Raw genomic sequence first — 14,507 nt, forward strand, 5'->3', positions numbered from 1 at the left:
CTTATGGGATAATTTTTCCACTTACATGGCCAAAACCTACACGGTATCCATCTGCTTGACAAAATCCTGTAATTACAGCTGTATCACCATCTTTTAGGAAAATTCTCTCACTACCATCCTCTAATTTAATTGGTTTTTTACCACCTTCTGTAAGTTCGATCATACTTCCATAACTATCTGGAGTAGGACCACTAATAGTGCCAGAACCAAGTAGATCTCCGGTATTCATGGCACAACCATTTATACTGTGATGAGTTAATTGTTGTGCAATATCCCAGTACATATATTTAAAGTTTGTATGAGAAATGAATTGAGGCTTATTCATCTCTGGAGTTTGAATACCAAAAGCTAGTTCTAGATCAATAGCCCAATCTTCTTTGCGTTTTAAATAATCTAATACTTCAGGATCTTGCTTAGGTGCAGTAACTCTAAATGGCTCTAATGCATCTAAAGTCACAACCCATGGAGATATTGATGTTGCAAAATTTTTAGCTAAGAATGGTCCAAGAGGTACATATTCCCATTTTTGGATATCTCTAGCACTCCAGTCGTTCAAAAGTACCATACCAAAAATATGCTCTGGGGTTTGCTCCATAGAAATACTACTACCAAGTTTTGAACCCAAGCCAACAAACATACCTACCTCAACTTCAACATCTAAACCTTTGCACTTACCAAATACCGGTGGCTCTTCAGGGTTTGGCCTAGTTTGGCCTTGAGGTCGTTTAATAGCTTCATCACTAACAATTATACTGCCTGCACGTCCATCATAAGCTACAGGAATATGTAACCAGTTTGGTAATAAAGGATTATTTTTGTCTCTAAATAAGGTGCCTATATTGGTGGCATGCTCTTTTGATGAATAAAAGTCGGTATAACCAGATATCTTAACAGGGAGATGCATGGTAGCATCTTTTTGTTTTACTAATATTTTTGTTTGTAGATTTTTATTTTCTTTTAAACTAGATGTATCTCTAAGTAATTCACTTATGGAGTTTCTTATTCTAGTAATATTACTCCTACCTAGTTGCATAAGTTCATTTAGGTTTTTATATACCATTTCTTGTTTCAGAGGAGTATCTTTTAATAAACCTTGTTTTATACATGCAGCAATATCAAGTATATATTCACCAATTGCTACACCAACTCTTCTCTGAGAATCTTGAGTTGTTGAGAAAATTCCAAAAGGTAAATTTTGAATAGGGAAGTGATTCTCAGTATTTATTGAGATAAAAGATTTTAATTTTGGGTTATTTGCGCTAATCATTTTTAGTTTAAACTCCTTTATTATTTATTAAAGTTAGATGTTAATCCATCCCAACAATTTATATATTCTTTTTGTCTAGCAGTATGCTCAAGAGCAAGTTTAGTAATACGATAACTTTCACGACTTTCAAACATAAATGCTAATGTGTTTTTATAACGTACAGGTTTTAGTATCTCATTAGATGCCTTATCAAAAGTTTGCTTATCTGGTCCATGTGATGACATAGTATTATGTAAACTTCCACCACCTGGTGAAAAATTATCACCTTTGGCATCGTACTGACCTTGAATGAGCCCCATAAATTCACTCATAATGTTACGGTGATAGTAGGGAGGTCTAAAAGTGTTTTCACCGACTACCCATCTTTCAGGGAATATAACAAAGTCAACATTTGCTGTACCAGGAATCGCAGATGGGGCAGATAGTACAGTAAAGATACTTGGATCAGCGTGATCTTTTAAAACAGTATTTATAGGGCAAAATAAGTTTAAATCATATTTATATGGATATAAGTTACCATGCCAAGCAACTATATCTAGAGGTGAGTGATTGATAGGTGTTTTCCACATTTGACCTTGAAATTTAGTTATCATTTCAAAATCACCAGATAGGTCTTCATAGCTGGCAACTGGAGCTAAAAAATGTCTTTCTTCAGCTAGACCATTTGCTCCAATAGGACCTCTTTCTGGGAGAAAAAAATGGGCAGCTTGGCTCTCACAGATATAGCCTCTGGCATTATTATCAAGCAATTCTATTTGATAACGTATACCACGCGGCATAATTACAATTTCATTTGGTGCAGCATCAATTATTCCCATTTCAGTTTTAAAACGTAAAGCACCTTGTTGTAGTACAAATAGCCAGTCTCCATCAGCACAATAAAAATATCTATCCATTGATTTATTAGCTGAATATAAATGTATTGCTGCTGTTGAGTTATACATAAAAGTCATTAAACCATCAATTAGATCAGTAGGTTTGTTAGGGATATCAATAGGACTCCAACGCATTTGATCAGGAGGTGTTAGAACTTTATCAGGATTATTAATGTCTCTAATAAAATGTTCTTTGATTAATTCTGCTTTGCCACTTGAGCTAATAGATGGACGAATTTTATATTGCCAAGTACTAAAGTTGGCATATCGTTGAGCTGTAAATGCTGAGTTATTAAACTGTTCAGCATATAATCCAAAATTTACTTTCTGAGGAGCATTTCTATCTTTAGGTAAAGCATTGTCTTTAGCTTCGGTTTGAAAGTAGTTCTGGAAACCACTTTGATATTTCAATGACATTTTTATCTCCTTACAAAATAAAAATTAATAATATTTTTTAAAAATTATGATTATCAGGGGAAGCTTTGATAAATTCTTTAAGCTCTAAACAATGATTATTTATTCTCAATATATTAGGATATTTATTTAGTGGCACATTAAAACGATTAGCATTATATACTTGAGCAACTAAGCAAATATCTGCTAAAGTTATGTTTTTGCCAAAACAAAACTTACCTGAGTTAAACTCTAAAATTTTTTCTATAGCATCAAAACCGTTGATTACCCAGTGCTGATACCACATGTTTTTATTTTTATCATTAATACCTAGCTCTTGCTGTAAATATTTAATAACACCAGAATTGTTTAGTGGATGAATATCACAAGCAATAATTTGGCTAAAAGATCTAACTTGTCCAGCTAGTTCAAGATCTTCGGGAATTAGTTTATTTGTAGGGTATTTAGAATCTAAATATTCAATAATAGCTAATGATTGAGTAAGGGTAAAATCATCATCAACAAGTGTGGGTACACGAGCTAAAGGATTTAATTTTTTATATTCATCAGAGAATTGTTCTCCACCATTATTAACTAAATGAACTTCTTTTAGCTGATAATCTAAGTTTTTTAAATTAAGAGCTATACGAACCCTATAGCTAGCCGTAGATCTAAAATAATCGTATAAAGTTATCATTTTATATTCCTTATTTATCTAAGATTACGCCACGTTCAACCTGGTCATTTTCAATAGAATCAAATAGTGCTTGAAAGTTGCCTTCACCAAAACCATCATCACCTTTTCTTTGGATAATTTCAAAAAATACAGGACCAATTACTGTATCAGTAAATATTTGTAATAAATAGCCACCATCTTCTGTAGGAGCACCATCAATCAGAATTTGGTTTTTATGCATTCTATCAACATCTTCAGGATGATAAGGTAATCTTTGATGAGTTTTTTTATAATAACTATCAGGTGTTTTCATAAATTTCATGCCGATATTTTGTAATTTTTCAACGCTTTCAAAAATATTTTCACTTTCTAAAGCAATATGTTGAATACCTTCACCATTGTATAAGTTTAAAAATTCTTCAATTTGAGAAATATCGTCAGCGGATTCATTAATTGGAATTTTAATTTTTAGGCATGGTCCAGTCATAGCACGACTTACTAAACCTGTAAGCTTACCTTCGATATCAAAATAACGAATTTCTTTAAAGTTAAATAAATCTTCATAAAATTTAGCCCATTTATCCATATTGCCGCGGAAGACATTATGTGTAAGATGATCAATATATAATAATCCAGCAGAATGTTTTTGTGCTTTTTCTAAAGCTCCTGGTATTATTTCAAATAGCTCAGAGTTTAATAAGTCATCGCATTCTGTGAGGTATAAGCAAGTATCAGCAATACCATTGATAATTTTAGTATCTACAGGGTTATGCCATTGATCTGATTTTTTAGACTTTGCTCCATTTTTTATACAATGCTCATAAGCATGGTTTACATCATTAACCAAAAATCCCATACCGCAAGCACCACCATTATGATCTTTAGCAAATTTTTCAGCAAATCCACCTTTAGTATTATTAATAAGGAATGTAATATCATTTTGTTTCCATAATTCGATATTTTTAGATTTGTGATTTGCTACATGTACAAAACCCATTAATGAGAATAATTTATGTAATTCGTTAACATTGGTAGATGTAAACTCTAAAAATGCAAAGCCATTAGTTCCAGCAGGATTTTCATTAGATTTATATTTCATTTTATATATCTCCTTTAAAGTATAAATATTAGAAGTGATTTTAATTTTTGCTATAAATAAAAAAGCCACACAATAAATAATTTGTTGTGGTATTTATGCGTTTAAAAAACTTATTAAATTTCAGTCTAGCATATAGAATTATGCTTTTCCTAGCGATTATATAGCTAAAACTATTAACTAATAGAAATTAGAAGTTTAAAAAAAATAGTTATTATAGTAAATTTTAGTAAGTTGCTATTTTCTATATAGTTAATCTGATAATATTGTGCTAAAGACGTGAGTAATAGCATCAGATAAATTATCAAAAGAATTATTTACTTTTCTTAAAATTCTTTTAAAATTGGCCCAAATTTTTTCTATAGGATTTAAATCAGGAGAATAAGCAGGAAGGTATAGTATCTGTATATCAAACTTCTCTGCTATTTTAGCCAATTTAGGAGACTTATGAAAACTAGCATTATCCATAACAACAGTAGTCTTTGGAATTAACTCAGGACATAAATGCTCTTCAAACCACTGATTAAAAATTTGAGTATCTGTATATCCAGTATACTCTAGCGGTGCTATAATCTTCTTTTCTAAATAGTTATAACCAGCAACTATACTTTTTCTCTGAGTTTGATAAGCAATAACTTCACCATAGCTAGGTTTACCAACAAGAGACCATCCTCTTAGTACAGACTGTTTATTATCCATACCCATTTCATCTAAATATACAAGTTTGTTAGGTTCAATAGTCTCAACAACCTCTATAAAACTTTGCCTATCTTGTTCTTTTCTTTGCTTATATTTAGGTGTCTTTTTTTAAAACTAAAACCAAGTCTGGTAAGACAATCATAAAATGTGCTTCTAGGTATTTCAGGAGCTAATGCTTCTCTAATATCTAAAGCCATTGCATCTGGATATGTTCTTAAGTAGCTTTCTATCGCTTCCTTATCTGTAAAGGTTGCTACTCTACCGCAACCCAAGCCTTGCTTAGATTTATAATCACCAGTTGTCTCGTATAAGTTTATCCAAGATCTAGTAGTACGGATATCTATATTAAAAAAATTACTTAGCTCTTTGTCTGTTAGGCCTTCTTTATATTTAGTTATTACGATATCTCTGAAATCTTGGCTATATGATGACATTTTTTCTAAATATTATAACATTATTGTCAAATAACTATCGGATTAACTATATGTGAATCAGTTTAACGTATAAATTATAAGGATAATTGCTATAATTAACTTATGAAACTTTAGCTATACAATTACAAATAAATGCAACAATGGCACCAATTAACTTTTGATGTAAAAATTTCTTTTTTAGAAATGGTCGAAGATTATCTTTTTATTAATAATGCAGGTTCTATAACTACAATAAATAAGTCAGATAAAGAAGTTTCTCTGACAACATTATATGAAAATCATCATGATATCAAAATTATAATTGCTAATTTGAAAGAACAATTTGGCGGAAGTATAATTAGTGAAATAAATTATGAAATTATTAAAGATCAACAGTGGGAAGCTGCTTGGTTGTATGATTATGAGCCAATTAATATTGGTAAGAATATGGTGGTTTATCCAAATTGGCATAAGTTACCACCACAAGATAATAAGCATATTTATATAGTAGTTGACCCAAGTATAGCTTTTGGTTGTGGTAATCATGAAACAACTAAAATGTGCCTAGAGTGGTTAGAGAATCATGTATCAAATGATACGCAAGTTTTAGATTATGGTTGTGGTACAGGAGTATTAGCAATAGGGGCTGTTAAGCTAGGTGCTATTTATGCTGAGGGTATTGATATTGATCTTAACTCTATAGAGTCATCACAGAAAAATGCTCAAGAAAATAAAGTAGCTAATAAAACTTATTTTAGTGATAATTTACCAACTCAAAAATTTGATTTAATAGTAGCAAATATTTTCTCAAATATCTTAATTAGTTTAGCAAAGATTATTGTAGATTCCTTAAAGAAAGGTGGTAAGTTAGCACTATCAGGAATCATCGAAAATCAAGTAACTGAAGTTCAAAAAGAATTTATGAAGTATGGAATTACTTTTAATAATCCTAGGCAAATGGGACAATGGTTTTTATTAGATGGAATAAAAAATGGACTTTAAAATTGCTGATATTGAGATTGAAAATAATGTTGTACTAGCACCAATGGCAGGGTTTTGCGACAGTGCTTTTCGTACTATTTGCAAAGAGCATGGAGCAGGATTAATTTACACTGAAATGGTTAGTAATAAAGGGGTGATTGAGCAAAACTGGGAAACTATGGAAATGCTCTATATGGAAAATAGTGAAAAACCATTAGGAATACAAATATTTGGCACTGATTTGGAAAGCTTTGTCGGAGCTTCTAAATATATTGCAAAAAATACAGAATGTGATTTTCTTGATATAAATATGGGCTGCCCAATGCCAAAAATAGCTAAGAAATTACAAGCTGGAGCAGCGCTTCTTAAAGATGTTGATAGAATCTATAAAATACTTAGTTCTATAGTAAAGGCAGTGCATAAACCAGTCACTGTAAAAATGCGTATCGGTTGGGATGATCAAAACATAAATGCTATAGAAGTTGCTAAAGCTTGTGAAGCTGCTGGTGTGAGTGCGATAGCATTACATGGACGTACCCGTGAGCAAATGTATACAGGTCGTGCAAATTGGGATATTATTAGAGATGTTAAAAAGTCCGTTAATACAGTAGTAATTGGTAATGGTGATGTTTTTTGCCCACAAAGTGCCAAAGCTATGATTGAGCACACTGGTGTAGATGCTGTAATGGTTGGGCGTGCTTCACGTGGTAATCCATGGATATTTAGACAAATTGCAGAGTATTTAAATACAGGTGAAATAATACCTACACCAACCTCTCTAGAGAAGGTTGAGGTTTTAGGTGAGCACTTAAGAAGATTAATAAAACTAAAAACTGCTAATGTAGCAGTTAAAGAGATTCGTACTCATGCAAGCTTTTATCTTCAAAATTTACCAGGATCAAAAGAGTTTAGGATGAAGCTTAATCAGTTGGATGATGAAGCTGAGATTTTTAGAATTTTGAATACTTATAAAAAGATTTTAAAATAGATACTCATAGGTATCTATGCGCTATGAAATTATATTTGTAGAAATAGATATAGACCAAGATCATGTGCATTTTTTGGTTTAAAGTATACCGATGTATAGTCCTAAAAAAATAGTACAAATAGTTAAAAGTATTACAGCTAAATAAATATTCAAAAAGTTTTCTTCATTAAAGCCAGATACTTTATGGGAAGGAGAGTTTTGGATAGATGGATATTTTGTATCAATGGTTGGTGCACACGGTGATGCTAATATGATTGCAAACTATATTAAAAATCAAGGTGGTGATGAAAAATATAAATACAAAAAATTGCATAGGCAGAATCCAGTTGCCCCTAATCAACTAACTTTGATATAGGAATTAATACCCTGTAGCTCTGCTACGAAGTAGTTTATTAGATAATAATAAATCTTTATAAGTTTGTAAAATATTTAGTTACTAATGTTTATCATATGCCTATACACTCCCTATTTCATATAGAAGTATTTATTGATAAAAATGATAAAATTACTTTACGTGAAATTGCTTGCCGGTTAGGAGGAAATAATCTATCAAAAGAGATTGAGTTAGCATATGGAGTAGATATAAATTTATTCTTTTTAGAACTGGTATACAATAAATCAAAGCAAAGTATTATTAGTAATAAGCCGAAATCTTGTGGTGGTAGATATCTCATCCCTCCAAAACGTGGTATTCTAAAAAATGACATTAATCTACCAAAACATGATTCCATAATAGATTCATTTTCTCTTGGATGCAAAGAGAAACAATATAATCAAATGGAAATGTCGAATTCAGAGCTTGTAAAATTTATTCTTAAAGAAGACTGTGAAGATAAAATGGTTAGTTTAATGAGGCAGTTAGCTGATTGGGGAGAAAATAATATTCATTGGGCTAAGGATATATAATGTTATATGAAGGTTTTTTAGTATTTAAGAATAAGAATTATCTAAATTTTTGGATATCAAATTTAATAAGTAATAGTGCCATATGGATGCAAAATATGGCTTGTGCAATAATTTTAACAAATATTTCAAGTTCACCAACAGAGAACTCTTTAATTCAAGCAGCTACTACTTTGCCATTGTTTCTATTTGGTATTATTTCTGGAATAATAGGTGACAAATATAATAAATATCATATATTAACAGTTATACAGTTCGCACTTAGTTTTTTAGCCATATTGATTGGTATATTTGTTTATAAACAAATTATGAATCCAACAATATTAATTTTGATGACTTTTCTATTTGCTACTATGACTACTTTAAGAATGTCATCTTCACAAGCAGGCATTGCAGAGGTGGTGGAACCACATCAGATTAAATATGCGGCAATCATGAATAATTTAAGCTTTAATCTGTGTAGAACACTTGGCCCTTTTATAGCGGGAATTATTTTGGCTTTATTCCCAACATATTTAGTGTTTATTATTTCTTGCATCTTATTTGGATTAGTTGGTTTTAATTTTTTGTTATACAAAAATGAAGAAAAGACCATAGTCAAAACTAAAGTACCTTTTAACGATTGTGTAAAGAAAATAACCTCAAATCCTACATTTAGGCAAAATTATTTTGATGCTTTTATTATATTTTTTAGTGGAACATATATAGTTAATCCGATAGTTATTTGACAATAATGTTATAATATTTAGAAAAAATGTCATCATATAGCCAAGATTTCAGAGGTATCGTAATAACTAAATATAAAGAAGGCCTAACAGACAAAGAGCTAAGTAATTTTTTTAATATAGATATCCGTACTACTAGATCTTGGATAAACTTATACGAGACAACTGGTGATTATAAATCTAAGCAAGGCTTGGGTTGCGGTAGAGTAGCAACCTTTACAGATAAGGAAGCGATAGAAAGCTACTTAAGAACATATCCAGATGCAATGGCTTTAGATATTAGAGAAGCATTAGCTCCTGAAATACCTAGAAGCACATTTTATGATTGTCTTACCAGACTTGGTTTTAGTTTTAAAAAAAGACACCTAAATATAAGCAAAGAAAAGAACAAGATAGGCAAAGTTTTATAGAGGTTGTTGAGACTATTGAACCTAACAAACTTGTATATTTAGATGAAATGGGTATGGATAATAAACAGTCTGTACTAAGAGGATGGTCTCTTGTTGGTAAACCTAGCTATGGTGAAGTTATTGCTTATCAAACTCAGAGAAAAAGTATAGTTGCTGGTTATAACTATTTAGAAAAGAAGATTATAGCACCGCTAGAGTATACTGGATATACAGATACTATACCTTCCTGCTTATTCTCCTGATTTAAATCCTATAGAAAAAATTTGGGCCAATTTTAAAAGAATTTTAAGAAAAGTAAATAATTCTTTTGATAATTTATCTGATGCTATTACTCACGTCTTTAGCACAATATTATCAGATTAACTATATATGGGCTATGCTTCCGTATATTGCACGTTATAAGTTACATATGACAGCGGCTGGACAAGGTAAGCTTATGGCCATAATAGGAATAGGGGCATTATTAACTGTCATTGTACTTCCACCATTAGTTAAAAAAACTACAAAAAATAATATAATCTACTTATGCTACTTTTTATGTTTTGTATCTATGCTAGGGGTTTTATTTTTTATAGAGATAAATTATGTACTTACTATAGTCTTTTTAATTTTATTCGGGTTGGGATGGAGTATGAGTGTTGCAATCTTAAATGGAATAGTTCAATCTCTCTTTCCAAGAGAAATTGCAACACGAGCAATTTCAATTTACTTAATGTGTATGTACTTTTCTCAGTTTTTAGGAAGCATTTGGTCTGGCTTTTTGACTTCATATATGTCAATAGAATTTGCCTGCTTATCATCCGTAACGCTTTTATTTTTAGGGTTTTGCTGTAGAGTATTAGTTCAGAAGGGTGCAGAGCTGCTGCTGCCATAGTTCTAAACTATGGCATTCTGTTGTAATAGAACCTATAGAATCATTAAGCTAATTTAGGTTTAATCTAATTGAAATTAACGGTAAGGAATTTATTATTTTTTTGCAAAAGGGTAATCTATATACCCTTTTTCATTTCCTTGATAGTATAGGTCTGGAATTGGTTTTGTAAGTTTAATATTATTAGCAAATCTGTATACTAAATCAGGGTTAGCTATCAACATTTGTCCCCATGAGGCAGCATCTGCATACCCTTTATCTATTAATGATTCAGCAGTGTTTTTATCTAGATCTTGATTGATTATATAATTAGTTTGAGATTTACTTTTTAAAGTTTTTGTTAAATTGTCATGTTCTATTTTTGCCCTAGCGAATATAAAAGCAATATTTTTTCTACCTAACTCTTTTACCAAGTATGTAAATGTTTCTAATGGGTTTGAATCTCCCATATCATGGGCATCACACCTTGGAGCAATATGAACCCCAACTCTACCACTTCCCCATACTTCACAAACTGCATCAGTTACTTCTAATATTAATTTGGATCTATTTTCTAATGATCCACCATATTCATCATTACGCTTATTAGTGCTATCTTGTAAAAATTGATCTAATAAATAACCATTAGCAGCATGAATCTCAACTCCATCAAAACCAGCTAATTTTGCATTAATAGCTGCTTGTTTGTATTCTTGAATAATATTTTTAACTTCTTTAGTTGTTAATTCTCTAGGGGTAATGAAATCTTTTTTAGGCCTAACTAAACTAACATTGCCACTAGGCTTAATAGCACTAGAAGAAACAGGTGTTTGACCACTTAAGTATATAGGATCAGATATCCTGCCAACATGCCATAATTGTAAGAGTATCAATCCATTTTCTTTATGTACACCATTAACGACTTTCCTCCATCCTTCAATTTGTTTATTAGACCAGATGCCAGGAGTATTGGGATATCCAACAGCCATTGGAGATATTGAAGTAGCTTCTGTAATAATCATGCCTACAGTCGCTCTTTGACTATAATATTGAACCATCATATCTGTAGGAATTCTATTATCGTCAGTACGACATCTAGTTAAAGGAGCCATTATTATTTTATTTCTTAATTCTAAATCACCTAATTTAATAGGTTCTAAAAGTACAGACATTTTTAATATTTCCTTTTTCGAGAATTTATAATTTATATCCAAGTCTTACACTTTATGATAAAAATGTATAGCTTAAGTTCTTATAGATTAAATTTATTAACCATTATATTATTATGTTTTTTATAAAAAATATAATTAATAGTTATATCAAAATAAGTTTATATAAATTATAAGTTTTCTGCTGGATAATAGCTTGCAATAATAGGTATTATTGTATATCGTGTTTTGCGAAAATTATATAAAGAGATTTTTATTAACTTTCTTTTAAAGTAAATTTTTAAATTAGTGAATAAATTTTATTTCTATAGTTAGTTATTTAGCAATATTAAGGAATATTATGAAAAGAACAATGTTGAAATCAAAAATTCATATGGCGACTGTTACTGAAGCTAACTTGAATTATTATGGATCTATAAGCATAGATAGAGAGTTATGTGAGACTGCAAACCTTTTGCCTTTTGAGAGAGTAGAAATTTATAATTGTAATAACGGTAGCAGGTTCGCGACTTATGTTATTTTAGGTGATAAAGGACAAATGTGTGTAAATGGTGCAGCGGCTAGGCATGTGCAAGAGGGTGATGTAATTATAGTAGCATCATATGCATCATATAAATCTAAAGAATTAAAAACGCATAATCCAAAGCTAGTCTTTGTAGATGGTAAGAATACTATACAAGAAGTAAAAGGCTATATTGATTCAAGCATAAATAAGCAAAAAACCTAAGATGCAGAGTATATCAAATAATTATCTATTAATAGGTGATGGTAGGTTAGCTAATCATTTTAGACATTATTTTGCTTTATTGGATATTTATTATGAGTCATGGTCTCGTAATAAAAATACTTTAGACGAGTTAAATATCAAAATACAATACGCTAATAAAATAATACTTTTAATAAGCGATAGCGCAATTGAATCATTTGCTAATAGGTATTTAAAAGAATATCTTCAAAATCCTGGTTTAGATAAACTAGTCATTCATTGTTCAGGCTCATTAACTTGTGAAAATATAATAGGAGTTCATCCTTTACAGAGTTTTGCTAAAAATCAAAAATATTCAATAGAAGAGTATCGCCAAATTTGTTTTTTTTATGATAAAAATAAACAAGCTTTGGAGTTTAGTGATATTTTCCCTGATTTACCTAATTCAAGTTTTGCTATAGAACTAGATCAAAAACCTTTTTATCATGCTTTATGTGTAAGTGCCAATAATTTTACAACTATATTATGGCAAGTATTTGCGACTAGAATGGCAGATAAATTTAATGTGCCGTTTGATAAGTTAAAATATTACGTTGAAACTACATCTAAAAATATTCAAAAGGATATAAATACAGCATTGACAGGACCTTTGATTAGAGAGGATAAAAATACTATAGCAGCAAATTTAAATAGTTTAAAAACTGATGATTTTGAAATGGTTTATAAAGCATTTTGTGATTTTTATGAATCAAAAATAATTAATAATAGAAGGAAACAAAAATGAAAATTCAAGATTTTCAAATGTATAAAGAAGCTGGAAAAAAAATAAAATGTATAACTTGCTATGACTATAGTATGGCTCGGATTGTTAATAATACGGATATTGATTGTGTATTGGTAGGAGATAGTTTGGCAATGACTATGTATGGTTATTCAGATACTATAAATGCAGATATAGAAATGATGTCATTGCATACACAAGCTGTAACTAAAGGAATAACAAAACAGTTTATAATTGCTGATTTGCCATTTATGACTTATAAAGGTTCTTTAGATTCATTAAATAATAATGTTATAAAATTAATGCAAGCAGGAGCTAATGCTATAAAACTTGAAGGTGTAAATGGTAATGAGCAATATATTAGGCACTTAGTAGATTCTGGAGTGCCTGTTATGGGGCATATAGGGCTTACTCCACAGTTTGTAAATACATTAGGTGGCTATAAGGTCCAAGGGAAAACTAAAAAAAGTGCGGAAGTATTGCTTGATCAAGCTAAACAGCTTGAAGAGGCTGGTTGTTTTAGTATTGTTCTAGAGTGTGTACCTAATGAGGTTGCTGAAAATATTACTAGAGCATTAAGGATACCAACTATAGGTATAGGGGCTGGTAATGTAACAGATGGTCAGGTAATAGTTATTCAAGATATGTTAGGTATGAATTCTGATTTTACGCCTAAATTTGTGAAAAAATATATGAATGGATGTTCAGAAATGGAATCTGCTATATCTAATTATTGTCAAGAAGTTGATAGTAGTGTTTTTCCATCCATTGAATATAGTTTTGGAAGTGGTATAGTTGGTAAAAAACAAGAGGTACAAATTTTTAAAACGGTTAAGGAATTGAGAAGTCATTTAGAATTAAAAAATAAAAATCTATCAGTTGGTTTTGTACCTACTATGGGAAATTTGCATGATGGACATGGTTCTTTAATCAAAGAAAGTGTGAGAAATAATGATCTTACAGTACTAAGTATTTTTGTGAATCCTACTCAGTTTAATAGTAGTAATGATCTTGAAAATTATCCTAGGACATTAGAGCAAGATTTACAACTAGCAAGTCAACTTGGAGTTGATTGTATATTTTTGCCAACAGAAGAGAATATATACCATGAAAATTTAGATTTTAGAATGATTTGCAACTCAGAATTTGCTACAAAATGTGAAGGAGGAAGAAAAAGACATTTTGATGGTGTTTTGACCATTGTACTTAAGCTTTTGAACATAGTTAAGCCTACTAATGCTTATTTTGGTAAAAAAGATTATCAACAATATAAGTTAATAGAAGAGATGGTTCTAGCATTTTTTCTAGATGTAAATATAATTCCATGTGAAACACTAAGGCTTGAATCTGGATTAGCTATGAGCTCACGTAATAATCATTTATCTGATAAAGGTATTGAGCTAGCTAGTAAAGTATCATCAATTATTCAATCTGAGAAAAATGTTTTAGATGCTATACAAAAGACTAATCAGCTTAAAGGTGCTAAGAGTATTTATGTTGAAGATATGGATGATAGAAGATTATATGCATTTACTGTAGAAGGTGTAAGGTTGATTGATAATTACGCTTTATAAT

The 14,507-nt window shown here is 30.5% G+C and carries 14 protein-coding genes and 3 pseudogenes; 11 read left to right on the top strand and 6 right to left on the bottom strand.

What is annotated here, in order from left to right:
• Position 1: 1 nt before the first annotated feature.
• The 5 genes from fahA to ACR0PV_RS04545 form a co-directional block, all read right to left on the bottom strand.
• Positions 2 to 1,267 carry a fumarylacetoacetase gene (gene fahA / locus ACR0PV_RS04525; protein ID WP_488173777.1) on the bottom strand — a complete coding sequence of 422 codons (1,266 nt, stop codon included), beginning with the start codon at positions 1,265 to 1,267 and terminating at the stop codon, positions 2 to 4.
• Between the two features lie 20 nt (positions 1,268 to 1,287).
• The gene (gene hmgA / locus ACR0PV_RS04530) at positions 1,288 to 2,559 is read right to left on the bottom strand and encodes a homogentisate 1,2-dioxygenase (protein WP_488173778.1); all 1,272 of its coding nucleotides are present in this window, start codon (positions 2,557 to 2,559) and stop codon (positions 1,288 to 1,290) included.
• A 37-nt stretch (positions 2,560 to 2,596) separates the two neighbouring features.
• On the bottom strand, positions 2,597 to 3,232 hold the full coding sequence (gene maiA / locus ACR0PV_RS04535; protein WP_488173779.1) for a maleylacetoacetate isomerase: 636 nt from the start codon (positions 3,230 to 3,232) through the stop codon (positions 2,597 to 2,599).
• A 10-nt stretch (positions 3,233 to 3,242) separates the two neighbouring features.
• Positions 3,243 to 4,310: a 4-hydroxyphenylpyruvate dioxygenase gene (gene hppD / locus ACR0PV_RS04540; RefSeq protein WP_488173780.1), complete on the bottom strand. Its 1,068-nt coding sequence runs from the start codon at positions 4,308 to 4,310 to the stop codon at positions 3,243 to 3,245.
• A 249-nt stretch (positions 4,311 to 4,559) separates the two neighbouring features.
• A protein-coding gene (locus ACR0PV_RS04545) for an IS630 family transposase (protein WP_488172194.1) occupies positions 4,560 to 5,440 on the bottom strand; the annotation gives its coding sequence in 2 pieces (ribosomal slippage) (positions 4,560 to 5,116 and positions 5,116 to 5,440; 882 coding nt in all).
• A 132-nt stretch (positions 5,441 to 5,572) separates the two neighbouring features.
• Between ACR0PV_RS04545 and prmA the strand changes: the two genes are divergently transcribed.
• The 7 genes and pseudogenes from prmA (at position 5,573) to ACR0PV_RS04580 (ending at position 10,300) form a co-directional block, all read left to right on the top strand.
• Positions 5,573 to 6,421: a 50S ribosomal protein L11 methyltransferase gene (gene prmA / locus ACR0PV_RS04550; RefSeq protein WP_488173781.1), complete on the top strand. Its 849-nt coding sequence runs from the start codon at positions 5,573 to 5,575 to the stop codon at positions 6,419 to 6,421.
• Positions 6,411 to 7,388: a tRNA dihydrouridine synthase DusB gene (gene dusB, locus ACR0PV_RS04555; protein WP_488173782.1), complete on the top strand. Its 978-nt coding sequence runs from the start codon at positions 6,411 to 6,413 to the stop codon at positions 7,386 to 7,388. The genes prmA and dusB overlap by 11 nt, the downstream gene beginning before the upstream one ends.
• 145 nt (positions 7,389 to 7,533) lie before the next feature.
• Positions 7,534 to 7,743 carry a transposase gene (locus ACR0PV_RS04560; protein ID WP_488173954.1) on the top strand — a complete coding sequence of 70 codons (210 nt, stop codon included), beginning with the start codon at positions 7,534 to 7,536 and terminating at the stop codon, positions 7,741 to 7,743.
• Positions 7,744 to 7,838: 95 nt separating this feature from the next.
• Positions 7,839 to 8,294, top strand: coding sequence for a hypothetical protein (locus tag ACR0PV_RS04565; protein ID WP_488173783.1), 456 nt, complete (start codon positions 7,839 to 7,841; stop codon positions 8,292 to 8,294).
• On the top strand, positions 8,294 to 9,019 hold the full coding sequence (locus ACR0PV_RS04570) for an MFS transporter (RefSeq protein ID WP_488173784.1): 726 nt from the start codon (positions 8,294 to 8,296) through the stop codon (positions 9,017 to 9,019). The genes ACR0PV_RS04565 and ACR0PV_RS04570 overlap by 1 nt, the downstream gene beginning before the upstream one ends.
• A 26-nt stretch (positions 9,020 to 9,045) precedes the next feature.
• Positions 9,046 to 9,789 (top strand): annotated as a pseudogene (locus ACR0PV_RS04575) (transposase).
• Positions 9,749 to 10,300, top strand: coding sequence for an MFS transporter (locus ACR0PV_RS04580; protein ID WP_488173785.1), 552 nt, complete (start codon positions 9,749 to 9,751; stop codon positions 10,298 to 10,300). Before ACR0PV_RS04575 ends, ACR0PV_RS04580 begins: the two are co-directional and overlap by 41 nt.
• Before the next feature lie 92 nt (positions 10,301 to 10,392).
• Here ACR0PV_RS04580 and ACR0PV_RS04585 read toward each other — a convergent pair whose 3' ends face one another.
• Positions 10,393 to 11,448, bottom strand: coding sequence for an alkene reductase (locus ACR0PV_RS04585; protein WP_488173786.1), 1,056 nt, complete (start codon positions 11,446 to 11,448; stop codon positions 10,393 to 10,395).
• 337 nt (positions 11,449 to 11,785) lie between these two features.
• On the opposite strand from ACR0PV_RS04585, the gene panD reads away from it, so the two are divergent.
• The 4 genes and pseudogenes from panD to panC form a co-directional block, all read left to right on the top strand.
• The gene (panD, locus tag ACR0PV_RS04590) at positions 11,786 to 12,172 is read left to right on the top strand and encodes an aspartate 1-decarboxylase (protein WP_488173787.1); all 387 of its coding nucleotides are present in this window, start codon (positions 11,786 to 11,788) and stop codon (positions 12,170 to 12,172) included.
• Between the two features lies 1 nt (position 12,173).
• Positions 12,174 to 12,935: a DUF2520 domain-containing protein gene (locus ACR0PV_RS04595; RefSeq protein ID WP_488173788.1), complete on the top strand. Its 762-nt coding sequence runs from the start codon at positions 12,174 to 12,176 to the stop codon at positions 12,933 to 12,935.
• Positions 12,932 to 13,714, top strand: a pseudogene (gene panB, locus ACR0PV_RS04600) (3-methyl-2-oxobutanoate hydroxymethyltransferase); the annotation flags it as partial. The gene ACR0PV_RS04595 and the pseudogene panB, both read left to right, overlap by 4 nt.
• Positions 13,715 to 13,756: 42 nt before the next feature.
• Positions 13,757 to 14,506 (top strand): annotated as a pseudogene (panC, locus tag ACR0PV_RS04605) (pantoate--beta-alanine ligase); the annotation flags it as partial.
• Between the last annotated feature and the right edge of the window lies 1 nt (position 14,507).

The organism is Francisella sp. AG1 (assembly GCF_057683165.1).